Source organism: Paenibacillus sp. NPDC055715, from assembly GCF_053617595.1.
Map to the genome: position 1 here is coordinate 555,322 of NZ_JBSHGA010000001.1, position 23,434 is coordinate 578,755.

General features: G+C 46.8%; 21 protein-coding genes and 3 pseudogenes. 12 read left to right on the top strand and 12 right to left on the bottom strand.

Annotated features, from left to right (window positions below):
• Positions 1–27: 27 nt before the first annotated feature.
• Entirely contained in the window at positions 28–1,473 is a 1,446-nt protein-coding gene (locus ACWGOO_RS02640) for a SpoVR family protein (protein WP_452481263.1), read from the bottom strand.
• On the bottom strand, positions 1,470–2,636 hold the full coding sequence (gene yhbH / locus ACWGOO_RS02645) for a sporulation protein YhbH (RefSeq protein WP_452481265.1): 1,167 nt from the start codon (positions 2,634–2,636) through the stop codon (positions 1,470–1,472). Before yhbH ends, ACWGOO_RS02640 begins: the two co-directional genes overlap by 4 nt.
• A gap of 295 nt (positions 2,637–2,931) precedes the next feature.
• On the opposite strand from yhbH, the pseudogene ACWGOO_RS02650 reads away from it, so the two are divergent.
• A pseudogene (locus tag ACWGOO_RS02650) lies at positions 2,932–3,113 on the top strand (aromatic ring-hydroxylating oxygenase subunit alpha); the annotation flags it as partial.
• 37 nt (positions 3,114–3,150) lie between these two features.
• Here the strand turns inward: ACWGOO_RS02650 and ACWGOO_RS02655 are convergent.
• Entirely contained in the window at positions 3,151–3,837 is a 687-nt protein-coding gene (locus ACWGOO_RS02655) for a response regulator transcription factor (protein WP_452481267.1), read from the bottom strand.
• A gap of 39 nt (positions 3,838–3,876) precedes the next feature.
• A pseudogene (locus ACWGOO_RS02660) lies at positions 3,877–5,081 on the bottom strand (PucR family transcriptional regulator).
• A 620-nt stretch (positions 5,082–5,701) separates the two neighbouring features.
• Here ACWGOO_RS02660 and ACWGOO_RS02665 point away from each other — a divergent pair.
• The 8 genes from ACWGOO_RS02665 (at position 5,702) to ACWGOO_RS02700 (ending at position 11,615) form a co-directional block, all read left to right on the top strand.
• Entirely contained in the window at positions 5,702–6,403 is a 702-nt protein-coding gene (locus ACWGOO_RS02665) for a response regulator transcription factor (RefSeq protein ID WP_452481269.1), read from the top strand.
• Complete coding sequence (locus ACWGOO_RS02670) at positions 6,400–7,764, top strand: sensor histidine kinase (protein WP_452481271.1); 1,365 nt, start codon at positions 6,400–6,402, stop codon at positions 7,762–7,764. Before ACWGOO_RS02665 ends, ACWGOO_RS02670 begins: the two co-directional genes overlap by 4 nt.
• Before the next feature lie 19 nt (positions 7,765–7,783).
• Complete coding sequence (locus ACWGOO_RS02675; protein ID WP_452481272.1) at positions 7,784–8,347, top strand: PepSY domain-containing protein; 564 nt, start codon at positions 7,784–7,786, stop codon at positions 8,345–8,347.
• Positions 8,348–8,468: 121 nt separating this feature from the next.
• Positions 8,469–9,038 carry a PepSY domain-containing protein gene (locus tag ACWGOO_RS02680; RefSeq protein ID WP_452481274.1) on the top strand — a complete coding sequence of 190 codons (570 nt, stop codon included), beginning with the start codon at positions 8,469–8,471 and terminating at the stop codon, positions 9,036–9,038.
• 181 nt (positions 9,039–9,219) lie between these two features.
• Positions 9,220–10,227: a phosphotransferase gene (locus ACWGOO_RS02685; RefSeq protein WP_452481276.1), complete on the top strand. Its 1,008-nt coding sequence runs from the start codon at positions 9,220–9,222 to the stop codon at positions 10,225–10,227.
• A gap of 18 nt (positions 10,228–10,245) precedes the next feature.
• Positions 10,246–11,142 carry a phosphotransferase gene (locus ACWGOO_RS02690; RefSeq protein ID WP_452481277.1) on the top strand — a complete coding sequence of 299 codons (897 nt, stop codon included), beginning with the start codon at positions 10,246–10,248 and terminating at the stop codon, positions 11,140–11,142.
• A 100-nt stretch (positions 11,143–11,242) separates the two neighbouring features.
• A complete protein-coding gene (locus ACWGOO_RS02695) occupies positions 11,243–11,425 on the top strand; it encodes an arylamine N-acetyltransferase (protein ID WP_452481279.1) in 183 nt (60 codons plus the stop codon).
• Complete coding sequence (locus tag ACWGOO_RS02700) at positions 11,352–11,615, top strand: hypothetical protein (protein WP_452481604.1); 264 nt, start codon at positions 11,352–11,354, stop codon at positions 11,613–11,615. Before ACWGOO_RS02695 ends, ACWGOO_RS02700 begins: the two co-directional genes overlap by 74 nt.
• 106 nt (positions 11,616–11,721) lie before the next feature.
• On the opposite strand, the gene ACWGOO_RS02705 is transcribed toward ACWGOO_RS02700, so the two are convergent.
• On the bottom strand, positions 11,722–12,738 hold the full coding sequence (locus ACWGOO_RS02705; protein WP_452481281.1) for a protoglobin domain-containing protein: 1,017 nt from the start codon (positions 12,736–12,738) through the stop codon (positions 11,722–11,724).
• Between the two features lie 295 nt (positions 12,739–13,033).
• A complete protein-coding gene (locus ACWGOO_RS02710; protein WP_452481283.1) occupies positions 13,034–14,929 on the bottom strand; it encodes a PrkA family serine protein kinase in 1,896 nt (631 codons plus the stop codon).
• Between the two features lie 284 nt (positions 14,930–15,213).
• Here ACWGOO_RS02710 and ACWGOO_RS02715 point away from each other — a divergent pair, with 284 nt between their 5' ends.
• Complete coding sequence (locus tag ACWGOO_RS02715) at positions 15,214–16,029, top strand: DUF2161 domain-containing phosphodiesterase (protein ID WP_452481284.1); 816 nt, start codon at positions 15,214–15,216, stop codon at positions 16,027–16,029.
• 74 nt (positions 16,030–16,103) lie between these two features.
• Here the strand turns inward: ACWGOO_RS02715 and ACWGOO_RS02720 are convergent, their stop codons facing one another.
• Both ACWGOO_RS02720 and ACWGOO_RS02725 read right to left on the bottom strand, forming a co-directional pair.
• Positions 16,104–17,357 carry an aminotransferase-like domain-containing protein gene (locus tag ACWGOO_RS02720; protein ID WP_452481286.1) on the bottom strand — a complete coding sequence of 418 codons (1,254 nt, stop codon included), beginning with the start codon at positions 17,355–17,357 and terminating at the stop codon, positions 16,104–16,106.
• Positions 17,358–17,401: 44 nt separating this feature from the next.
• Entirely contained in the window at positions 17,402–18,058 is a 657-nt protein-coding gene (locus ACWGOO_RS02725; protein ID WP_452481288.1) for a response regulator, read from the bottom strand.
• 249 nt (positions 18,059–18,307) lie between these two features.
• On the opposite strand from ACWGOO_RS02725, the gene ACWGOO_RS02730 reads away from it, so the two are divergent.
• Entirely contained in the window at positions 18,308–18,535 is a 228-nt protein-coding gene (locus tag ACWGOO_RS02730; RefSeq protein WP_452481290.1) for a hypothetical protein, read from the top strand.
• Positions 18,532–19,198 (top strand): annotated as a pseudogene (locus ACWGOO_RS02735) (phosphodiester glycosidase family protein). Before ACWGOO_RS02730 ends, ACWGOO_RS02735 begins: the two are co-directional and overlap by 4 nt.
• Positions 19,199–19,297: 99 nt before the next feature.
• On the opposite strand, the gene ACWGOO_RS02740 reads toward ACWGOO_RS02735, so the two are convergent.
• From ACWGOO_RS02740 to glnA, 4 genes are all read right to left on the bottom strand, one after another.
• Positions 19,298–19,543, bottom strand: a complete 246-nt coding sequence (locus ACWGOO_RS02740) for an AbrB/MazE/SpoVT family DNA-binding domain-containing protein (RefSeq protein WP_452481292.1) — start codon at positions 19,541–19,543, stop codon at positions 19,298–19,300.
• 373 nt (positions 19,544–19,916) lie between these two features.
• Positions 19,917–20,381, bottom strand: coding sequence for a tRNA (uridine(34)/cytosine(34)/5-carboxymethylaminomethyluridine(34)-2'-O)-methyltransferase TrmL (trmL, locus tag ACWGOO_RS02745; RefSeq protein ID WP_452481294.1), 465 nt, complete (start codon positions 20,379–20,381; stop codon positions 19,917–19,919).
• 199 nt (positions 20,382–20,580) lie between these two features.
• Positions 20,581–21,672 carry a 3-phosphoserine/phosphohydroxythreonine transaminase gene (serC, locus tag ACWGOO_RS02750; RefSeq protein ID WP_452481296.1) on the bottom strand — a complete coding sequence of 364 codons (1,092 nt, stop codon included), beginning with the start codon at positions 21,670–21,672 and terminating at the stop codon, positions 20,581–20,583.
• 202 nt (positions 21,673–21,874) lie between these two features.
• Complete coding sequence (glnA, locus tag ACWGOO_RS02755) at positions 21,875–23,299, bottom strand: type I glutamate--ammonia ligase (RefSeq protein ID WP_452481298.1); 1,425 nt, start codon at positions 23,297–23,299, stop codon at positions 21,875–21,877.
• Between the last annotated feature and the right edge of the window lie 135 nt (positions 23,300–23,434).

Consider the following 23,434-nt stretch of genomic DNA (forward strand, 5'->3'; position numbering starts at 1 on the left):
TCATTCTGCGTTCGTTACCCTGCTCCCTTATACAAACTTGCGATGATGCTTCTTGCCGTCGTATGAGAATAAGGCCAGCTTGCCTTCAATCATCGTTTCCAAATGAACGGTCCGCCCCCACAGCTGATACACATTTGGAAGCGTACGCTCCATATACTTTAAATCCAGCTCAATCCCTTCAAACTGATGCTTGAGCTTTAACTCGCCAGTGTGCAGATAATCTCCATCCTCAACGACGATATAAGGGGAGCCGCCATTCACACGCGAGAATACGAGCTGGTCCCGTATGTTCTCCCACGATTTATCTGTAATTTTCCAATCCGGCCCTCGTTTCTCAAACACGTATAGATCCAGATCCTCTGTCAGTTTCTTGGTCATGTAACTGCGTATAAAAGAGGTATCCGAGTCAAACTCCCGTACCTCGAACATTTTAGCGCGTCCTTCGCCCGGTTTGCGTCCTTGTCGCTCCTGCTCCTCACGGGTCGGGTTATCCCATCGCTTCTCAATATCTTCGAATATTTTAAGCCCTAAATAATACGGATTCAGGCTTTGCTTGGAAGGCTGTACGACAGAAGCATTCAGCATTGCAAATTCAACGGTTTCATCCTCGGTCAAATCCAGTTCCCTGACAATCCGCTGATGCCAATAGGAGGCCCAGCCTTCATTCATGATTTTTGTCTCCATCTGTGGCCAGAAGTACAGCATTTCGTCCCGCAGCATCGTCATAATATCCCGCTGCCAGTCCTCAAGCACCTCCGAAAATTCCTGAATAAACCAGACGATATCCTTCTCCGGTTCCGGCGGGAACTGTCGTACCCGAATGCCTTCGCTCTCGGACGGATCAGGCTGCCCCTGTACCGTGTCCAGTGACCACAGATCATCGTAGGGCCCGTCTGGGCGCTTCCGTTTTCCCGGTTCCTTGTACTCACGGATTTTAAGCTCCATATATCGCTGTTTGTCCAGATGCTGCGGCTTGATCAACTGCGGATCAATATGCTCCTGTATAGCCAGTACCGAATCAATGAAGGATTCGACGGCCTTCGAACCATATTCCATTTCATAACCGTTAATCCGGTCTGCCGTAGCGGACATACTCTCCACCATATTGCGGTTGGAGGCCGAGAAGTGCGCATTGTGCTTGAAAAAATCACAGTGCGCCAGCACATGCGCGACAATCAGTTTATTTTGAATCAGGGAATTTCCGTCCAGCAGGAAGGCGTAGCATGGATTGGAGTTGATGACCAGCTCATAGATTTTACTTAGGCCGAAATCGTACTGCATCTTCATTTTATGAAACGTCTTTCCAAAGCCCCAATGGCTGAATCGAGTGGGCATTCCGTAAGCCCCAAAGGTGTATATAATATCTGCCGGACAAATTTCATACCGCATCGGATAGTAGTCCAACCCGAATCCGTTGGCTATCTCCATAATTTCAGCTATGGCGTATTCTAGCTCCTGATGGGCACTGCTCATCCAGCGCTTCCCCCTTCCCGTTTGCGAAAAAAGGTACGCAAGGCTTGATACACCTCGCCCTTTTCCTTGATGACGTAATACATGAACTGATCCTTTTTAATGTTCTTATAGGCCGCCATCAGTGTGCTGCTGCGATTATATTGATTCACTTCCCCATAGCCGAACATATTGCTGCGCTTCATCAGTTCCTCAATTAGCTTCACGCACCGATCGTTATCTGAGGTCAGATTGTCGCCATCCGAGAAATGGAAGGGATAAATATTATAATGGGAAGGAGGATAGCGCTTGTCGATAATTTCCAATGCCTTGAGATAGACCGAAGAACAGATGGTCCCGCCACTTTCTCCACGGGTAAAAAATTCTTCCTCTGTAACCTCTTTGGCATTGGTATGATGCGCCAGAAAGACAATCTCTACCTTTTCATATTGGCGGCGCAAAAAGCGGGTCATCCAGAAAAAGAAGCTGCGGGCGCAATATTTTTCAAAAGATCCCATCGAGCCTGAAGTATCCATCATCGCAATGATCACCGCGTTGGAATGGGGGATGGTTTTTTCCTCCCATGTTTTGTAACGGAGATCGTCCGGACTGATATGATGAATGCCCGGATTCCCCTGACGTGCGTTGCGGCGCAGATTCTCAAGAATGGTTCGCTTCTTATCAATGTTTGCCTGCATGCCTTTTTTGCGTATGTCATTGAATACGATGGACTCAACCTCAATCTGTTCCTTGTCTTTCTGCTGCAAATGCGGTAATTCCATGCCCTCGAACAGCATATCTTCCAGTTCTTCCATGCTGACTTCCGTCTCCATGATATCGTATCCGGGCTGGTCTCCGGCTTTCTCACCTTTACCGGACTTCTGGGAAGCAGGATCGCGTCCGATGACATCGCCTACCTGACTGTCGCCGTCCCCTTGGCCTACATGCTTTTGCTTCTGATAATTATAAATGAAGCGATATTCGTCCAGACTTCGAATCGGCACTTTAATAATCTGCTGACCGTCTGACATGATAATATTTTCTTCTGTAATCAGATCGGGCAGATTTTGCTTAATCACATCTTTGACCTTCTGCTGATGACGCTGCTGGTCTTGGTACCCTTTGCGATGCAGCGACCAATCTTCGCGGGATACGATGAATGAATATGGCTCACGTGGTTCCGGCATTGTTAGGCACCCCCCAAGTGGATACACGGCACAGTTTGGCCTTGTTGGTTATTAAGTATATTCGCGGGGATGTACGATATGTGATGGAAGCCAAAAAACCTTTCCAATTTCAGGGCACCTGTTTCAGTTCGGATGAGGGGGGTGTATTGTAATAATACAAGGAATGACCCGTGAGTCATGTATGTAAGTCATATATGTAAATTAGAACAGGAGTGTCGAGGTACGCGCCATACATGCGTATTGTGCACATCGGGGAGCCAATTTGTCGCTCGGCTTTTGCCAAAACGGGCGCATCGTGCTGGAAGAGGATCGGGCGGTGGTGGAAAGCCAGCATACGCGTCCTATCCCTGAAGCGCTCCGCATGGAGGCGCGCACGTACCCGCAGACGGGCCTCAGGTTCGCTTTCGCAACCGCTGGTACGACTTTCTCGTCAACGATGAACCTCGTGTCCGGCTGGATCAGGAATCGACCTGGTGAAATAGATAGGGTCCAGCGCCAAGCAACTGGCGTTCGTTCACAACATCTTTTCCGCCTTATAGCCGATTCCATACACCGTCAGCAATAGTGACTGATGCGGTTCAAGCTTCTTGCGCAGGCGCTGGATATGAATATCCACTGTCCGTGTTCCACCTGCATAATCGAAGCCCCATACCTGCTCCAGCAGCTCGTCCCGCGTGTATACCCGCCCAGCGTGTGACACCAGAAGCGCCAGCACATCAAACTCCTTGGGTGTCAGCTCCAGCGCTGTTCCCTCCAGTTCTGCCGTCCTGCTGGACGGACGCACTCGCAACGGGCCAAGTATCGTTTCTGATCCTTCCGGCGCGGGCGCTCCTTCCCGCTCCAGTCTTCGTACCAGCGCCTTGATGCGTGCGAGCAGCTCTCGCAGATCAAAGGGCTTGCTCATAAAATCGTCCGCGCCCAGCTCCAGCCCGAGCACCTTATCCACGATATCGTTTTTGGCGGTCAGCAGCAAAATACCGATGCCCTTCCGACTTTCCAAACGGCGGCATACCTCATATCCGCCCAGCTTGGGCATCATCACATCGAGCACCAGCACATCCGGGTGAAACAAACGGACTTTTTCCAATGCGTCCTCCCCGTCAACAGCGGTTTCTACCAAAAAACCTTCCCTTTTCAACGCATAGGCCAGCGCATTTCGAATGCTGGGTTCATCGTCCGCTACTAATATTTTTTTATCCATACCTTTTCCTCCTTGCCCTCAAAAACCAACCGTTTCCGCCTACTTATGTTCCCGCAAATAATAATGAATCAGACATGTATGGCATTATGAACTGCTCGCGTGGATCGTCGAGATCAAAATCCGCAATGTCACGACTCCGTTCCAGTCTGTATTTGACCGAGTTACGATGTATAAAAAGATAATTCGCCGTATCCATCAGACTGCCCTGGTTTTCCAGATAATAAAATAACGTTTTAAGCAAATCGCTACCATGAGACCGATCATACTGCTGGAGTTTGCCTAGCTTACGTTCAAACAAATCGGCAAATTCCTCTTTGTTCATTGCTTCTCCAAGGCATATAGTGCATTTCGATATCTCCGAATTTACATACCCCGTCATGGTGATCATTCGCATGAAGAGTAGGCAAAAATAGTATCGCCCGATTGCAACGGAACTCAATATGGGATACCACACGCCGCCGGGTGGATTCCTGACTCAGCAATCCGGACAGAATCTCTTCTGGCGGAGCGGTAGCGCTTTCCAGTACAGCGACCTCCCAATCATATGCCGGGTTAAATCCCAATTGACGTCCTCTGCGCTCAACCTCATGTCGCAACGGCACCGGAGGTGTCATCAGCTCATCGATAAAATTACCCCGCAGTCGGCTTTCCGTATCCTCTACCGCCTTTTCACGCATTAATTCCAGCGCCATTACCAGACGTGCCTGCTCAATACCCACCTGCTCCATATCATCCAACTCATTCCGGGCAATGACCAGCTTGGCAACCGTGCGTTTATCGACATTAATCGGAAAATGACGGGAATCCTGCGCCTCCACCCAATTCCATTCCTGTGGTGAAGTGACGATGGCTCGGCCTCCATTATCAATCAAAGCAACCAGGGATTTAAGCAGCTCTGCCTGCCGATTCAACACCATATCCATGACTCGCTGTGTATATCCGTATATGGAATATCGGTCGGAATCTCAATCACGGGCAGGCCGCAGGCATTGCTTTCCTCCAGCGCACTGCGGGGAATTTCCTTGAGAAAGCGGGTCGGCTTGATCGCAAGTGCTGCGGCCCCGCCCTGATGCAATAATTGAATAATTTGACACAATACCTCAGGCTCATGACGGATGGAATAAGCGGTTGTTATCAATAAAACGGACAATCCGATTTAATCCTTGCTCTCCGCTTAGTACCTTCGCCTCCTTCAATACGGGCATTGTCATAAGCTCCTGAACGGTTACACCCGGTATTTTCATATGGACAGACCACCTTGCTACTTATTTTGCGGTAACAGCACATATATTTAGGATTTTGCAAAGTTCTCGCCTAACTTAATTTTCAGGATAGTGTACCAAAAAAGTTTACAAAACAAAACCTTTTACCGGATGGAACGCAAATAGACCGCTCTTTTCAGGAAAAGGCGGTTTATTTCAAGAACCAATTATTTTATGAGCCAGGCAAATGCAAAAGACTCAAACGTTTTCGGGTGGCGTTTTTCTTTTTCGTTTTCCATATGACCCTCCTGTGGCTTAGACATGATGTATTTCTTCCTTTGTTGAATAGGTTTAACTTATGTTACTGCAACTTTCCTTCCATAAACAATGTTCGTCCTGACCAAAACAAAGGCTTGTTTATTGTGCATACAGGATAAAAGACGATATATATAGCGCTACCATGGCATTTTATTCCTTTATAATGTAAGGAAATATAACATATCATAAAAAACTCGCTCAATCCTTGATATAAAAATACTCTATGAATAAATATGAATGACCTAGTATTTCCTACAAATCTCGTACTACTTAAGTGTGTCTTACCCGACCGCTTATGCTAAAATACTTCCGTATCGGCTATTCGCCTACAAGGGGGCATGACCATGAACCAATCCATTCTGATCGTGGAAGACGAAGAGAAAATTGCCCGGCTTCTGGAGATCGAACTTGAGTTTGAAGGATATCACGTATGCAAAGAAAAAAACGGAATTGACGGACTAGAGACCTATTGCAAAGGTCATTGGGATCTGGTGCTGCTGGATATTATGATTCCCGGTCTCAGCGGCATCGAACTACTGCGGCGGATTCGTAAGGATGATGCGAACATTCCTGTCATTTTACTGACGGCTAAAAGTTCCATTGCGGATAAGGTCGAAGGGCTCGATCTGGGAGCTAACGATTATATTACCAAGCCCTTTGTGATCGAAGAGCTGCTTGCACGTGTCCGCGCCGCGCTTAGAGTAGGTGCAACGAAAGAAAACCTCCCCGAAGTGGAAGATGCATGGCTCCGTTCCGGGGATTTACGCCTCCATGAAGGTACCCGTGAAGTACTTCGCGGTCAGCACAGTATTGAGCTTACGCCGCGAGAGTTTGACTTACTCGTTCATTTGCTCAGACATCAGCGGCAGGTGCTTAGCCGGGAACAATTACTGGAGAATGTATGGGGTATTGATTATTACGGCGATACCAACGTAGTGGACGTGTATATCCGATACGTGCGCAATAAAATTGACCCCACGCGCCAGCTCCCTGAACTGATTCATACCGTACGCGGAATTGGCTATGTGCTGAAGGAATCGTTATGAAGCTGCAAAACAAAATCCATATGTACACCTCGTTATTACTCGCGATCTTACTTGTGGCCATTAACTTTTCGGTCTATTTCCTGTTCAGCCACCTTTCGATAGACAGCCGCAAAGATCAGGTAGAAGCCGTAGCGGACAACATGATTCGCGGCATTCAGCGCGCCCCGGCATCGGTAGTCGCAGGGGATCTTCTTCGAGCCTATGTGCCACCAGACGGCATGCTTCGGCTAATGAAACCGGAGAGCGATTTTCTTCCTCCGATCACCTCTTCTTCGGAGCAATCTCTCAGTTTGATGAAGGCTGTTTATGATGAGACACGACAAGTACGCGTGATTACCCATGAAAACAACCGTTACATTCTTGTATCGGTTCCCATGATCTGGACCGATGGAGAGGTCGTCAATCTTCAGATAACTGAAAGCCTGCAACCGACGATGCAGACGCTACAGGTACTCAGAATCGTACTTATAGCGGTCACAGGGATTGCGCTCAGTCCTGTCGTGATCTCGGGAAGATTGCTCGGCAGACTTATTACACGTCCAATCACATCTATGATTAGCACGATGAAAGAGATTCAACGTAGCGGGAAATTTAAGCGCCTTCCGCTCAACTCCTCATCACGCGACGAACTGGTAGAAATGGGAGAAACGTTTAATGACATGATTGAATTGCTGGAGCGCAACTTTGTCCGGCAAGAACAATTTGTTTCCAATGCGTCCCATGAATTAAAAACACCCCTCACCATTATTGAAAGCTATGCTAGCCTGCTCAAACGCCGGGGACTGCAGCATCCCAAGATTTTCGCCGAGTCCGTTGAAGCCATCCATTCCGAAGCGATACGAATGAAGGAAATGGCAGAGCAGCTTCTTCTTTTGGCGAGAAACGAGGAGCAATGGAATGTCGTGTTGGAGCCGGTTCGCCTGAGCAAAATCGTGACAGAGTTGAAGGTCACATTTGAAAATGCTTTTGCCCGGGAAGTGCAACTGGACGTGCAGGCGGACTGTATGGGCTACAGCGATGAAAATAAGCTGAAACAGCTACTGTTTATCTTTTTGGATAATGCACGTAAATACAGTGACGAGTCGATACGCCTAACTATTGGAACCACGGGTGAGATGGCTCAACCTTGTATCAGAATCACAGACCAAGGGATTGGAATTCCGCAGGACAAGCTATCTAAAGTATTTGACCGCTTCTATCGTGTGGATGAAGCCAGAAGCCGCGAAGAAGGTGGAGCCGGACTAGGCTTATCGCTGGCTACAGGAATTGCAGAGGCCCTTCATGCTCACATTGGGCTAGAAAGTATTCAGGGAAGCGGAACGACAGCAACGATCATCCTCCCCGCCGTTCCCACAGATTAACCAAAAGGAGAGAATAACGATGAAAGCCATCTATGCGTGGATGATTGGGGCGGCAGTGGCGGCTATACTGATCACACTTTACCTTCTGCAATCGCCTTGGGCGCAGTCGTTATCGGCTTCACCGTTGGAGGAAAAAGCGGCCATCCAGTCTGTATTGCATCAATATCCCGGCGAGGTGCTGGAATCCAAACGCTTGAATGATGCTTATCTGATCATGCTACAGCGTCCCAAAGGAAAATACGAAATACAAGTCAACGCCTATAACGGCCATATTGACTCCATTCGACGAACACAAGCTTATACGGATACGATACAGGAGCCCCAGAAAAACATCCCAAGCTCCCCTAACCCTGATCCTGCATCTCTCGTCATCACAGAAAAGGAAGCGGCCCAGCTTGCTGCAAAGGCGATGAACGGAGGAACCACAGATGATATTGAGCTTCATCGTAACGAAAAGAGCCTTTATTATCTCGTTGAGGTTGATGTAAAGGATGGGCGTGAGGCCGTGGTGCAGGTCAACGCGGTATCAGGCTCTATTGATTCTGTAACTTGGGAAAAAGAAAAACAGGACAACGAAGATTAATGATGACTCTCTTCTCATCATCGCTCATTTTCTCTCATCGTTTTCTAATGATTTTATTACGTTCCTCTCATTTTCAATAGATAAGCTGTACTCAAGCTTACATCACAAGGAGGAACTATACATGAAAAAAAACTATACATTAGGAATCATGGGGGCAACAGTTTTGCTCGGTGCTACAGTAGCAGGTGTTTCGGCAAATGCCGTCTGGGCAGCCAAGTCTGCGAATCTCATTGAAGCGACAGCCGCTGCCAATATCGCCAAAAAGGCTGTGGGCAATGGTGCTAAGGTTGAAGATGTAGAACTGGAACATAAAGCCGGAAAAGCCTACTATGAGGTGGAACTTCAACAGGGTAATAAAGATTGGGACGTGGATGTGGATGCTTATACTGGAAAAACCCTTCGGTCCCATTCAAAGTTGGATGATAACTTGAATGCCAAGAAGCCCCTAAACAAGCCAAGTAATATCACCATAACCGAGAAACAGGCCGGACAGATTGCTCTTAAGACAGTACCCGGTACCCTTCTGTCTACCCAATTGGACAAGGAAGACGGACAGTTTATCTATGACGTGAAGATTCTCACCAACGAAGGAGCCGTTGACATCGAAATCCATGCGACATCTGGAAAAATCGTGGATACGGACGATGATCATGATGATGATGATGACCGTTACGATGACAGTAATGATTAATGATCCAGACCCCATTCCAGCTTGCAAAATACAGAGTTAATTCAAAAGGAGCAGCGAACTTTCGCTGCTCCTTTTTTATGGCTCTTGCAATATTTGAACTCACCTTCATCTTCCTCATGAATAGACTGATAACTAACAGACGATTGCCTTTTTCTTTTATCACGACTCAAGTGAGGTTCTTATGACGAAATCCTATACAAAAGCAGAGATTCACAAAATTCCCCGTCGTTTCGGTCTGTTTCCGTTAAAATCAAACTCAATCTCATCGCTGTACCGAAAAAATGCAGTCATCCAGATCAAGACGAGGAAGGGAACTTATGCATTAAAGCCCTTTTGCAGTCGCACAAAGCTTACCCGAGTAAGTACGATCCAGCAGATAAAGCAGGTTGCGAGCTATATAAGGATTTTAAGGAAGAGAAAGTACAAGTACATGGCCGCGTGGCTTCCAACTCATTCCGGGAGGTTATGGACTTCACATCAGGGAAAGCCGTTTTATGTAAGTCAATGGATCAAAGGAAGAGGATTGGAGAACCCTGATGATTTTGAAAAGCTTGGACGGGCACTTGCCACGCTTCATACCATTCCCATTAGTTTGTATCGAATTCGAACAGAAAAATCCCACACACTACAACAAATCCGGACGTGGAAAGCTCAAGACCATCGCTTTCAAAATGACAAAGCAAAAAGTAGTCGTAATAAAGAGTACCATAGATGGTACAGAAAGTACGGCAAAGCCTGCAAACATTTATCCTCACAAGCATGGAGGGATTTACAAGGCACTTCTATTTTAAACCTTCTCCAAAAGGAAAGGCATCTTCCCGCCTTAATACACAGCGACATTACAACCCCCAATGTTATTATTTCCGATGCCGGGGAGCTCAAAATCATTGATTGGGACGGCATCAAGGTGGGTTCTGTCTATACTGATCTGTCCAAGGCCCTCATGAATACAACTCAATTCAATCCCGAACTTGTCCAATCGCTGCTAGACGGATACGAAAGAATCAAACCCCTAAACCGAACAGAACGGAAAACCATCACGGCCTTATGCAAATTGCCGCGAGAAGCCTGGCATGCCTCTCGCCACTCGAACCGCTCAAGAGAGCTGGAAATACTGGACAGTTGGGATCAAACATGGCCTCTTCGATTACACATCATTGATATCTTGCATGAATGGTCTAATTCATAAGAGAAAGCGAGGAGAAAGATGTCCCTCTTGCCTTTAGTTGAGCGTACCTACGGTATAAAGATAAGAGATTCTCATCAAATCAAAGACGTGTACAAAATCGAGACCGCCAACGCGACCTATTGCTTAAAACCATACAGCTTTTCGGAAGATGAGGTTCGTTTTATTGTACGGATCTTGTCCTGGCTAGATGAGCAAGGATTTACCCGAAGCCAAAAGGTCTATCCCACGGTACAGCAGTCCGCTTACATGACTCATGAAAGCAGCTCTTACACATTAACGAATTGGGTCAATGGACGAAGGCCAAAATTCAAAAAAAAAATAGATTTCAAAAAGGGAATTTCCACCTTAGCCAAATTTCACTCCAGCGCCGTAGGCTTTCCTGTCACCGAAGCTCCGGCAGCCAGAATACGTTACGAAGGCTTGGTTGATGAAATAGCTGGATACAAAAAACACCTCAGTCCCTACAAAGGCACAGCACATCTCGTGGATCTCTGTGAAGAAGTGACGAATCATTTACAGCAGACCAAAGTTCGAGAAGCAATCGACTCGGAACAAAGGGCCGCCGCATTTATACATGGCGATTACAATTACCCCAATCTGATTATAGACAGACAGCTCAAGATCCATTTAATCGATTTTGAAAATTGCTCCCTGCACGAAAGAATGAAAGACTTATCCCATCTTCTTCATCGAAATTGTCTTTGGAACGGGACCAAGATGCTGCGCGCGGTCGACTACTATCAACGATATCGCCCGTTGAACGCCCATGATTTACATTTGCTTCACACGCTTTTGATCTCTCCCTATCATGTGGTCCGCAACCTCAGAATAGGCGATATCCGTTCTGCCAAACGCGTTATTCCATCATTCGTGCAGTTAAACAAATACCGACGTGAGCTTAAAGCGCTGCTATAATCTGTCGGCTTGGAACTAAACAGGATCGAAATTCAAGACATTCAGCCTCCTACCCAATCCATTTATTTGAGCTGCATAAGGCCCATGTAAAACATCTTTTTTGGAAAATATTGGACATTTTTGCAAGAAAGCCGGCAGCCATTGGTTTTCAAGAACAGAATCAGTTCAACTTATTTTACAGGGTAGAAGCGGTTATTGTTTTCATCTGAATGGTGCCTTCAGCGTACTATTACATTCACTGGGCTACAGGGTCTGCCTGCATCGTGCCGGGTTCAGCCTTTAGGGGCAGAGCCACGCACGGGCTGAACGGATTGGAAAAAATAGAGCTGGATCATAAATCGCAGTGGCTGGAAGTGTTGGCAGATGTATTGGGTGAGCCGCTTCTTAGCTATAGTCACCAAGAGCGTGACGAGTTATGGAAAAGGGCATTTGCGGCTCATACTGAATGGAAGAAATCAATCATTTCCTTATAAGTACTACGCTCTTCCTCGGTTGCGTTGATTGGACCGCCATGGAGGGAGAGCGTTATTTTCCTCAAAAAGCTCTCCCCGAGATACAACTCATTCTATCCTCTCACACCTACATCCTTTCTTTGGGATGTTGAAGCGCTTCCAATTCTTTCACCATATTTTCGATTAGCTTTGTAAAGGAAGCCAATTCCTCAGAACTGAAGGCCTGTTGTCGGGCACTGGCTGTTGTGGCAGCCGTTTCGGATTGCACACTCTTCAGCATACGGGCTATATCCAGTACCTTGCCCTGAATTTGCTCCTGCGCCTGCTTGGAATTGGATGCCAGCTTGCGTACTTCCTGTGCCACAATCTGAAACCCGCGCCCTGCTTCCTGCGCATGTGCTGCTTCAATCGCCGCATTCAGCCCCAGCAAGTGTGTCTGATCCGATAGCTCGCGAATCGTGCCGCTCATCTGCTCAATATGCTTGATCTCATCGCCCAACTGCTGTACCAATTCTTCCGCATGTTCTTGCGAAGAGGCTGTTCTACGGGCACTATCTGCTATATTGTCTGTATTTTCACGCAATTCAGCAATCATACCAGTCAAATTTTGAGCGATGCTGGAAACAACAGTTAATACTTGTATCTGCTCATCGGTCAGCTTGTTAATTTCCTCCTTTTCCTTCTTCTGATAAGCTTCCAGTACAAGCTGAGAGTCCAGATTGAACATTTTGGAAAGAGCATGAACAATCGGATACCAGTCGTCGATCCCCGAATGCTTCAAAATATCTACTGCAATGTCCAAGTAGATTATATATGTGCCCAAATAATAATCCTGGGACAGACCAATGCGGGAATGCACCTGACCTACAAGAAGACGATGCTCTATAAATGGTTCATCTATTTTCCCATCTGCCAGAGAAAGCCAGTATTCTCGTTGTGTTTTCTTTAAGCGTTCAATATTGGACCATTGGGAGATAATCGACATGAGGTGCGGAACCTTTTCCACACGATCATAAAATCGATCCACCACCTCATCCACAATAGATTGGAACAAACCCTGATGGAGATGCAATAAAGCCAAATCATCATCCGTAATTCCAATATATTGAATCTGTTTCAATCTACTTTCATCTACATTAATCATACAGGTCCCTCCAAATAAGATAGTTTACATCCATTTAATATTACCATATTTATCGGCACATTTTTGGGAAATGTTATAAATTCAGTGAATTCATTGTTATTACTCACATATCCATGATGGACAAGCATCTAAAATAACTCCTTCACAATAAAAAAAGAATCCGGCAGCACTTAAAACTCCCAGTGCTTGTTACCAGATTCCTCATAGGCTACGCAATCGATAGATATCTTCATTCAGCTACGACGTCCTCCATCACAACTCATTAATCCAGCCTATTTCTCTTGCTTACCGGATTTTATCGATTCAACAGACTACCTACATACCGAAGTAGGTCGTTAGCACTGGCACCTGTATAACCGTGTTCCTCAATCAACCGCTTAATCACCTCATTCATGCGTTTGAGTTGATTAGCGTTGGGTGTTTTGGTCGAGGTCGTAATTTTCACAATATCCTTCAAATCCGCGAACAATTTTTTCTCAATCGCTTCTCTCAGCCGATCATGATGATGATATTCGAACTTGCGTCCCTTGCGTGAGTAAGCGGAAATCCGGATGAGAATTTCTTCGCGGAACGCCTTTTTCGCATTTTCCGATACCCCAATCTGCTCTTCAATCGAACGCATCAACCGCTCATCCGGGTCGAGTTCCTCATCCGTAAGCGGGTCGCGGATTTTCACCCAATTGCAGAAGGCTTCGATGTTATCCAAATAGTTGTCGAACAGCGTCTTGGCTGATTCCTCAAACGAGTACACAAAGGCTTTCTGGATTTCTTTTTTCGCCAGCTCGTCATACTCCTTACGGGCCACGGAAATGAAATTCAGATAGCGCTCCCTTTCCTCCTTCGTAATAGAAGCATGCTGATCCAGACCATCCTTGATGGCTCTTAAAATGTCCAGCGCATTGATGGACTCTACATTTTGCTTAATGAGCGCACTGGAAATGCGGTTGATGACGTACCTTGGATCTACCCCGGACATGCCTTCCTCCAGAAACTCATTTTGCATTTCCTTCAGATCGGCTGCCTTGTAGCCTTCCACCTCTTCACCATCATACATACGCATCTTTTTGACCAGATCCATGCCCTGCTTCTTCGTCTCCTTCAAACGGGTAAGCACGGAGAAAATAGCAGCCGTCCGCAGCGCATGTGGGGCGATGTGAATATGCTTCATGTCGCTTTGTTCAATGAGCTTGGCGTAAATTTTTTCTTCTTCCGAGACTTTAAGGTTGTAAGGAATCGGCATCACGATCATCCGCGATTGCAGAGCCTCGTTCTTTTTGTTCGAGATGAAGCTTTTATACTCCGACTCATTGGTATGGGCAACGATCAGTTCATCTGCACTGATTAATGCAAAACGTCCCGCTTTAAAATTACCCTCCTGGGTCAGAGACAGCAAATTCCACAAAAACTTCTCATCGCATTTCAGCATCTCCTGAAACTCCATCAGTCCACGGTTAGCTTTGTTCAGTTCTCCATCAAAACGATACGCGCGCGGATCGGATTCCGAGCCATACTCCGTAATCGTAGAAAAGTCGATGCTGCCCGTTAAATCAGCAATATCCTGTGACTTCGGATCAGAAGGACTGAACGTACCGATGCCGATCCGATTTTCTTCCGATATAAACACCCGCTCCACGCGGACCTTTTCAATATCTTCATCAAATTCCGTGCGCAATCTCATCTGGCAGGCTGGGCACAGATTGCCTTCAATCCGCACGCCTAACTCCTTCTCAAATTCGGGACGCAGTTCATGAGGAATGAGATGAAGCGGATCTTCGTGCATGGGGCAACCTTCAATGGCGTACACCGCCCCCTGATCCGTTCTCGAAAATTTCTCCAGACCACGTTTTAGCAAGGTCACCAGCGTCGATTTCCCCCCACTCACGGGTCCCATCAAGAGAAGAATACGTTTGCGCACATCAAGTCGCCGAGCTGAGGAATGGAAGTATTCCTCCACCAGCTTTTCCAGCGCCCGGTCCAGCCCAAAAATCTCCTGCTCGAAAAATTTATATCGCTTATGTCCCCCAATCTCTTCTACACCAAAAGATTCAATCATCTTGTAAACCCGTGCATGAGCGGTCATCGCCGGCGTCGGGTCTTTCTTGAGTATCTCGATATACTCTCTAAAAGTGCCGCTCCAGGCCAGACGGTTGTTTTCCGCCCGATACTCCGCAACGCGTTCAAAAATATTCATGCTCGGTTCCTCCCATGACTGCGTAATGACTATCCTCCACTCCGGATGGTTAATGGCTACACTCGTCCACGCCTTTCAGGATATGATGCAATCCTCTTAAAAAAAAGTGTAATACATACCTATGCAGATTGATTTCAGAATTGACCTGTTTTCTGTGACAGGTTCCCCGGATTTTTCGAAAAACAGAGAGATACACTGTGCTAAAATATACAACAACGACGCGGACCTGAAGCATTATGGTACAATATAAGCTCGGAATAATGGGATAAAGGAGCGGGAGAAGCATGGCCGTTCGGCATGAGACGGAGCTGTACGCTCCGATCAAAGCCTTTTTTGAGAACTTGGGATACGAAATCAAGGGAGAAGTACGTAACTGCGATTTGGTGGGTATAAAGCCAGAACAGCAGGAGCCACTGATTGTGGAGATTAAAAAGACGTTCAATCTGGCGCTTGTGCTGCAAGGCATGCAGCGCCTGAAGCTAAGCAGCAATGTGTATGTGGCGGTGGAACGAAACCGTGCGAAAAAAGGAGCTGTCAATCAGCGCTGGAATGAGTTGGTCGGACTGTGCCGCCAGTTGGGGCTGGGCTTGCTCACCGTCACCCATTACAAGACCAAGCCGCCGCTCGTAGAGGTACTTTGCAAGCCTGTGGGTATGAACGCTGGTGACCGCAAAACGGTAGCAGCCCGCCCCGGCTCGCGCAAGGAAAAGCTGCTACGGGAGTTTCACGCACGCAGCGGCGACCACAACACTGGCGGCAGTACCCGGCGCAAGCTGGTCACGGCCTACCGGGAAAAAGCGCTGCGCGTGGCCTCAGCCTTGCAGGGCTTGGAGGAAGCGGCCCCGGCGCAGCTCGCCCGCACAGCAGCCGTCAGCGGGGCCGCAGCCGTGCTCCAGCGCAACTACTACGGCTGGTTTGAGCGCGTAGCCCGTGGTCGCTATAGGCTGACCCCGTTTGGCGAGGTTGCCCTGAGCGAGTATGCGGCGGTGCTGCAAGAGCAGAGCGCCGAAACGGCCGCTGACAAAGCCGTAGAGCCAAATGACGGCGGCGGACAACACCGGATCGCGGAAGTACCAGCCGCGAATGCAGACGATCACTGAGAAGCCTAGAGCTTACTTCTGACGCTACGAACTGCCGGAAGTTCTGCCACAGCAAGTAGATCGTTCGGCCCCTGCTAGCTTCGCGCAGTGAATTCACTGATCGTCTCACCGATCAAGTTCATGCCCATGAGTAGCTGCTCGCGGCCCGGATGGCTGAAGTTCAGGCGGATATGGGACGCGCCTTCGCTGCCAACCGCGCACAACTCCCCTGGCATAAAGGCTACACCTTTGGGTAGAGCCGCCTTTAGCAGCAGTGCGCTGTCCAGCCCATCGGGCAACCGAACCCACACATACATGCCGCCGGACGGAATGTGGTACGACACATCTTTCCAAAACGGGCGCTTGAGCAGCTCCAGAATTAATTGCAGACGTGTTGAGTACTCTTTGTTCAGCATTGCTAAATGCTCGTGCCATTGAAAACGCGAGCTGGTCAGCAACTGGAACAGGAGTCGCTGGTTCATCGTACTGGACTGCATATCGGCCAACTGCTTCAAAGCGTACATACCTTCGATCAACAGGGCGGGGCCTGCTGCCCATCCGGTTCTCAGCGCGGGCGCAACCGTTTTGTTAAATGAACCGATATATAGCACCTGACCGCCCTGCCCAGCATGATCCAGCGCAAATAGCGAAGGATAGGCTTCTGCAAATTTCCGGCTTTGCCCATGCGGGCTCTTGTCGCCGGATTCATTTTTTTGTTTAAAATGTAGTTCTCCGTAAGAGTCGTCCTCCACGATCAACACCTGATGGCGCCTGCACAGTTCCAAAATCTCCTGACGTCTTGCCACGCTCCATAAGGAACCGGTCGGGTTCGTAAACGTGGGTGTAGCGAAAAAAAGCTTGGGATGGTGATGAACGATTAAGGCTTCAAGCTGATCGGGAAGCACACCTTCTCCATCAGATTCAACGGGAACGATCTGCGCTCCCTGCATCGACAGCACTTGCAGACATCCGGGCGACGTCGGATTTTCGACTAACACCGGGTCGCGTTCGTCCACCATCAGCCTTACGATCAGATCAATGGCCTGCTGACTGCCTGTCGTCAGGAGAATCTGTCCTGGTGGCACTCTAACTCCTTTGCGCTGTTCCCACTCTCCTGCAAGCCATGCTCGCAAAGGAAAATAGCCCTCCGGGTCACCGTACTGGAGGGCGTCAGGGCCGGAGCCAAACACATCATGAGCCGCTTCTTCCAAAAGCTGTACCGGAAACAGCTCTTGTGCAGGCAATTCTTCAGCCAAAGATATAAAGGAGTGTCTTCTCGCATTTTCCCGGATATGACGCACTGGAGAAGCCAACATTGCAGCTGTTCGTGAAGCAAAGGAATATTGCATAAACATCCTCCTTTTCCTGAAAACATGACTTTCGGACTGGCGCGTCAGGCATATAGTTGCTTGGTCTGACGCGCATACAGAGCATAACGTTCAATCGCCTGCGCCCGGCTGGACACGCCCAATTTCGCATAAATTTTACGTAAATAATTATCAATAGAACGCCGACTGACTTCGATCTCAGTAGCAATTTTGTCATATGTAATTCCTTGTAGAATATGTTCCATAATAAAAACTTCAGTTTGTGTCAATTCGTCAAAGGGCTCAGAAGCCATTAGCGGTATAAAAGGCCAGTTTTCACAACGAATCCAGTCCATCGGTACCGAAGCAAATCCTTCGCGCAAACCGTTGATCAGATGAATCAACTGGCTTGGTGTCGCCTGTTTGGATAACATTCCATTCGCTCCCAGCGAAATCAGCTCTTGGAAGAGCGTAATATTATCCTCATCCGTCATAATAACAATATGGCTGTCTGGAGACAAGGCCCGAATTTGTGTTAGAAACGGTTCCGCCGTTCCCTCAGGCAACCTGTAATCCATTAAAATGATTTCCGGCCGAATGGAGCAAGCCAATTCCAGACCTTCTGTTCCGGAGGAGGACATCCCTCTGACAAGCAAATCCTGCTGGTCTTCCAAAATAAGCTTTGTTCCCAGCATACTCGTAGGATGGATGTCTATGATGACCACCTGCCATACTTTTCTCATGTCTAAACCTCCTGATTTAACAAAAAAATACATAAAATATATAATTGGCAAAAATGAATCTAAAAATAAGGGGTGCATATGTATAAATTGCGTGAATGTGAACGTATAGGAAGCGAAAACGGTTTAAGGAAATTGTATCCTAGGACTTCCTTCCGATGCAATCTCTTTTTCCAGATATGTTTATGCATCTATTTCGCTTTTGCGAAATAATGACTGGAAATTTGACTTTACACGGGAGTTGAAAATCGCATGCAAGCTTCACCTGAACACCCTCCTACCAAAGCCCGGCGGGGCACTTCAAGCAAGGGATTGCCCGTTAAGGCTTTTCTGATATTTTGGTTCATTCTCATTATACTAGGTGCTCTCGCAACCTATCTGTATAGCAATCATTTGAAGCAGGAAATGCTGAACGAAATGCAAATCCATACGGACCAGCAGCTCCATATACTTCAGAAAAAAATGGACTTGTTGAAATGAATATGAATACAAAACAAGTGAATCGGTTCTTTATGTTGGTCCTTGCTCCTTTTATCAATTTGTTGGGGTGTGTTTTGTTAGTGCATCCCCCTTTAAGCTTTTCCGAGCCCACTGCCCTGACTCTGCAAAAAGCAGACGTCACTCTACAATCGCAATTAGTAGGGAAGCAACTCGATAAAGTTAAGCAAACAGCGACCTACACTTTGTCCACGATCCGTCGGACATCCGAGTTGTACAAGCAAACGACCCAAACGATGAATCAACTTGTCTAAACAGCCTCCACTCAGTCCAAACGCCCCGAAACCATCTATGATCGACGTATCCACCTCCAAGCTCGGAGTTCCCTATGAGCGGGTAGACAGCAACCGGATGCCTATTCCAGACAAATGGAAGATATCGCCCAAACGGGCGCCACGTACAGCTATCGGTAATTATAAAGATGGTCAACTGCTCATTACTGTCGTAGACGGCTACAATGAAAGCGGGGGTTCAGGTGCAACACTCGAAGAACTACAAGGGAAAATGTACAAACTCGGCGTTCAGGATGCTTATAATCTGGACGGGAGCGGCTCCTCCTCACTCATCCTGAACGGTCGGGTCGTGAACAAGCCTTCGGATGGTAAACTGCGTCCGGTCCCTACTCATTTTTTGTTCTATAAATAGGAGCTTATCGTTTACAAGCATGTAAACGACGCTTTCTCCCTTATACTCTATAAGAAAAAAAGGCATCACGAACGAATGTCGTGATGCTTTTTCCTCATTTTAGGAGTACTGTGTCATTTCCGTCAAGCATTGAGCACAAGTAAAACGCTCTTTAAAATTGTTCACTTGTTCAACTGATCCACAGAATACACATTTCGGACGATAACGCTCCAAAATAATATGGTCGCCCTGAACCAAAATTTCGACAGGGTCTCCCTCATTCATTTGATATCTTTTACGCAGTGACTTGGGCAAGACTATTCTCCCCAGTTGATCTACTTTACGCACCACACCGGCTGGTTTCATCGTGATCGTACACCTCTCCTAATTCATTATGACTTGCAATTTTCTTCCCTGCGAAAAACTAGGTACAAAGACACTATTCTTTATGTAGTATTCGCTGTCTTTTTGTCGAATCCTGCTGGTCACAGGAAATTTTATTACATTTTTTTTTAAAATCATAGACCATATCAAAGTATGGTACAGAATGTCTGTAATATTTTTATCGACCGGAAAGTCTATTATCATTAGCTTCCCCTGAGGATTTTACAAATTACTGATTATAACCTTCTTTTCAAGCTCTACGTCGGGTTTATCTAAACAACAGAGACGAGAGGCTTGATTAGCAACTAAAGTCCTGGTTCTTTATTCGCAGTTATGCTCGCTCACCTGATATTATTCACGATAAACCTGGGAAATTCATTTGCCGCAACGCTTCATATACGATAATTGCAGCGGAATTCGACAAATTTAGCGATCTTACTTTATCTGACATAGGCATCTTAATGCATGTATCCGGGTTGGCAGCCAGAAGCTCGGGAGGCAGCCCTTTCGTTTCTTTGCCAAATACCAGAAAGTCTCCATCCTGAAATGCAATATCACTATAACGCTGCTTTGCTTTCGTGGTGGCATAAAAAAAGCGGCCTTCCTGATACTTCTCCTGCACCTCAGCAAAAGACTCGTGGTATTCAATGTGGACCGCATACCAGTAATCAAGTCCAGCGCGTTTTAACGTGGCATCGTCGGTACGGAAGCCCAGCGGCTTCACCAGATGCAGATGTGTTCCGGTAGCAGCACACGTTCTGGCAATATTCCCTGTGTTAGCCGGGATTTCCGGCTCAACAAGCACAATATGTAATGGCATCACGTTTTGCTCCCTTCATTTTTTGAGCTGAAAATTCACACATTCTATTATCTTAACAAAATCAGTGAGATATGAACATCAAACCAAAAAATTATCACTTTACACCACTAAAAGCCTTCCCCTATACACATTCAGGGAAGGCTGTACTTTGTTTTTTTAATTTCCAACATTCGTGTATCGAAAAATATGTCCGTTACAATCAGCTATGACGCTGTTTAAAGCGATCCATAAACTCGGCCAACGCTTGACAGTTCTCTAGTGGAACGGCATTGTAGATCGAAGCGCGAAGCCCTCCTACACTGCGATGTCCCTTCAGACCGACGAAACCGGCCTGCTCGGACTCCTTAATAAATTGCTTTTCCAAGTCCTCATTTGTGAGGCGGAAAGTCACATTCATAATGGAACGGTCAGCGACATTTACACAACCACGGTAGAAGCCTTCACTGCTGTCAATACGGTCGTAGAGCAAAGCAGCTTTCTGCTGGTTGACGCGTTCAATACCTTCCAGGCCGCCTTCCTCCTGAATCCATTTCAGCACTTCATTCACCATGTATATGGAAAAGGATGGAGGTGTATTGTAGAGAGAATTATTTTTTTCATAAGTGCTGTAACGCAGCATCGTAGGGATATTGTCCAGTGAGGATGTCAACAGCTCTTCACGGGCAATCACGACTGTTACGCCGGAAGGTCCCAGATTTTTTTGTGCTCCAGCATAGATCAAACCAAATTGAGTAGCATCAAACGGCTTGCAAAAAATATCACTAGACATGTCCGCAATTAACGGCACAGAACCCGTATCCGGAAATTGCTTAAACTGCGTGCCTTCAATTGTCTCGTTGGACGTAATATGCACATAAGCAGTATTGTCAGGCAAGTCCAAAGAATCCACATTCGGAAGACGCATGTACTTCTCATCAGCGGAGGATGCAGCAATATGAGCCTTGCCCAACAGCTCGGCTTCTTTATATGCCTTGTCCGACCAGCTACCTGTCATAATATAGCTTCCCGTCTGCCCTTCGCTCAAGAAATTTAAGGGCAGCATAGCAAATTGCGTACTTGCGCCTCCTTGAAGAAATAACACCTTGTAGCCTTCTGGATTACCTAGCAGAGATAACAGACGTTCCTGCGCTTCATTATGAACAGATTCATACACAGCTCCACGGTGAGACATTTCCATAATGGACATACCTGTTCCCTGAAAATCTACGAATTCAGCTTGTACACGTTCCAGCACTTTGAGCGGCAATGCCGCTGGTCCTGCATTAAAATTATAGGCTCTCTTACTCAACAAATCCTCATCCCTTCTCTACTCTGGTTCGGATATTATCGCTATGATATCAGTATTCATAAGAGCGTTCAAGACTTGTTAAAAAATGTTCCCGATTTCATTTACAATGTGACAAAAATGTGAATGTAAGTATATCTAACATATTAATTTTGTGGTATTTAATTTAATGTTCAAGGCAACCATGCTGCTCATTTATTAACTGCTATTAGCAGTCGAAATACAGGCTGTATTCATGCGGATGAACACGGATGTTAACCGATTTAGCTTCAGAACGTTTGAGCTCTACATAGTTATCAATAAAGTCCTTCGTAAATACGTCGCCTTCTGTCAAGAACTCGTAGTCGGCTTCCAGAGCGTCCAGAGCCTCATCCAGCGAAGCAGGAACACTGCGGATTTTACCTATTTCAGCGTCGGACAGCTCATAGATGTTCGTATCAAGCGGACCATACCCCAATTCGATCGGGTTCAGTTTGCGCTTGATGCCATCCAGACCCGCCATCAGCATTGCGGAGAAGGCGAGGTAAGGGTTAGCTGTGGAGTCCGGTGTACGGAACTCGATCCGACAGCCTTTAGGTGTCACCGCCGCTACTGGAATACGAACAGCTGCAGAACGGTTACCTTTGGAAAATACCAGGTTAACTGGAGCTTCATAGCCTGGAACGAGACGCTTGAACGAGTTCGTGCTTGGGTTCGTCAAAGCGATCAGCGCTGGTGCATGGTACAGAATACCGCCAATGTAATGAAGGGCCAGTTCGCTCAGGTTAGCATAAGCACCTTTTTCGTAGAACAAAGGAGTGTCGCCATCGAAAATGGATTGATGAACGTGCATACCGCTTCCGTTGTCTCCAAAGAGTGGTTTCGGCATAAATGTTGCCACTTTACCGTATTGACGAGCTGTGTTATGCACAATGTATTTATAAACAAGCAGATTATCAGCTGTTTTCTTGAGTGTATCAAAACGGAAGTTAATTTCCGCCTGGCCTGCCGTAGCAACCTCATGGTGATGACGCTCAATTCTCAGACCTGCTTCTTCAAGCAAACGGCACATTTCACTACGGATGTCTTGTTGGGTGTCTACTGGCGCTACAGGCACATAACCGCCCTTCACTCCCACTTTAAAGCCCAGATTGCCGCCCTCTTCCTTGCGATTCGTGTTCCAAGCTGCTTCTTCAGAATCTACGAAGAAGGAGGAGCTGTTCATACCACTCTCGTAGCGTACTTCGTCAAAGATGAAAAATTCGGACTCAGGTGCAAAGTTAACTTTCGTACCTACACCAGCAGTTTTCAGAAATTCTTCTGCTTTTCTTGCAATGCCGCGAGGATCGCGGTCGTATTTTTCGCCGTCTGGCGTAGCAATGTCACACAGAATATTCAGTGTAGGGTGCTGAGTGAAGGGGTCGATAAAAACCGCTTCCGTATCAGGCAGCATAACCATGTCGGATTCCTCGATGCCACGATAGCCGGGAATGGAAGAGCCGTCGAAAGCAACACCGTTAACAAAGGTTTCTTCATCTACTTCGGAAGCTGGCAACGAAATATGGTGGGCACGGCCGGCCAAATCTACAAAGCGAAAATCTACCCACTCAATATTATTTTCTTGAATTATTTTTAATACATTTTCAACGGACATGTCTTCTTCCTCCCAATTTTCCGAACATTAAGTCTTATACAACCCTGAAATGTTCATGATCGAATGTTTTTTTCTGTCGTCATTATAAATCTCAAACATGACACGGGTCAATAGATATGTAAGGTATTTTTTAAG

Bases quoted from the DNA above. Each gene is read 5' to 3' on its own strand.
- ACWGOO_RS02675 (WP_452481272.1), top strand. From the start codon at position 7,784: ATGAAAGCCATCTATGCGTGGATGATTGGGGCGGCAGTGGCGGCTATA.
- ACWGOO_RS02670 (WP_452481271.1), top strand. From the start codon at position 6,400: ATGAAGCTGCAAAACAAAATCCATATGTACACCTCGTTATTACTCGCG.
- ACWGOO_RS02705 (WP_452481281.1), bottom strand. From the start codon at position 12,738: ATGATTAATGTAGATGAAAGTAGATTGAAACAGATTCAATATATTGGA.
- ACWGOO_RS02685 (WP_452481276.1), top strand. From the start codon at position 9,220: ATGACGAAATCCTATACAAAAGCAGAGATTCACAAAATTCCCCGTCGT.
- ACWGOO_RS02710 (WP_452481283.1), bottom strand. From the start codon at position 14,929: ATGAATATTTTTGAACGCGTTGCGGAGTATCGGGCGGAAAACAACCGT.
- ACWGOO_RS02640 (WP_452481263.1), bottom strand. From the start codon at position 1,473: ATGAGCAGTGCCCATCAGGAGCTAGAATACGCCATAGCTGAAATTATG.
- ACWGOO_RS02740 (WP_452481292.1), bottom strand. From the start codon at position 19,543: ATGAAACCAGCCGGTGTGGTGCGTAAAGTAGATCAACTGGGGAGAATA.
- ACWGOO_RS02725 (WP_452481288.1), bottom strand. From the start codon at position 18,058: ATGAGAAAAGTATGGCAGGTGGTCATCATAGACATCCATCCTACGAGT.
- ACWGOO_RS02715 (WP_452481284.1), top strand. From the start codon at position 15,214: ATGGCCGTTCGGCATGAGACGGAGCTGTACGCTCCGATCAAAGCCTTT.
- ACWGOO_RS02680 (WP_452481274.1), top strand. From the start codon at position 8,469: ATGAAAAAAAACTATACATTAGGAATCATGGGGGCAACAGTTTTGCTC.
- trmL (WP_452481294.1), bottom strand. From the start codon at position 20,381: ATGCCATTACATATTGTGCTTGTTGAGCCGGAAATCCCGGCTAACACA.
- ACWGOO_RS02730 (WP_452481290.1), top strand. From the start codon at position 18,308: ATGCAAGCTTCACCTGAACACCCTCCTACCAAAGCCCGGCGGGGCACT.
- ACWGOO_RS02720 (WP_452481286.1), bottom strand. From the start codon at position 17,357: ATGCAATATTCCTTTGCTTCACGAACAGCTGCAATGTTGGCTTCTCCA.
- ACWGOO_RS02700 (WP_452481604.1), top strand. From the start codon at position 11,352: ATGGTGCCTTCAGCGTACTATTACATTCACTGGGCTACAGGGTCTGCC.
- ACWGOO_RS02690 (WP_452481277.1), top strand. From the start codon at position 10,246: ATGTCCCTCTTGCCTTTAGTTGAGCGTACCTACGGTATAAAGATAAGA.
- ACWGOO_RS02665 (WP_452481269.1), top strand. From the start codon at position 5,702: ATGAACCAATCCATTCTGATCGTGGAAGACGAAGAGAAAATTGCCCGG.
- glnA (WP_452481298.1), bottom strand. From the start codon at position 23,299: ATGTCCGTTGAAAATGTATTAAAAATAATTCAAGAAAATAATATTGAG.
- ACWGOO_RS02655 (WP_452481267.1), bottom strand. From the start codon at position 3,837: ATGGATAAAAAAATATTAGTAGCGGACGATGAACCCAGCATTCGAAAT.
- yhbH (WP_452481265.1), bottom strand. From the start codon at position 2,636: ATGCCGGAACCACGTGAGCCATATTCATTCATCGTATCCCGCGAAGAT.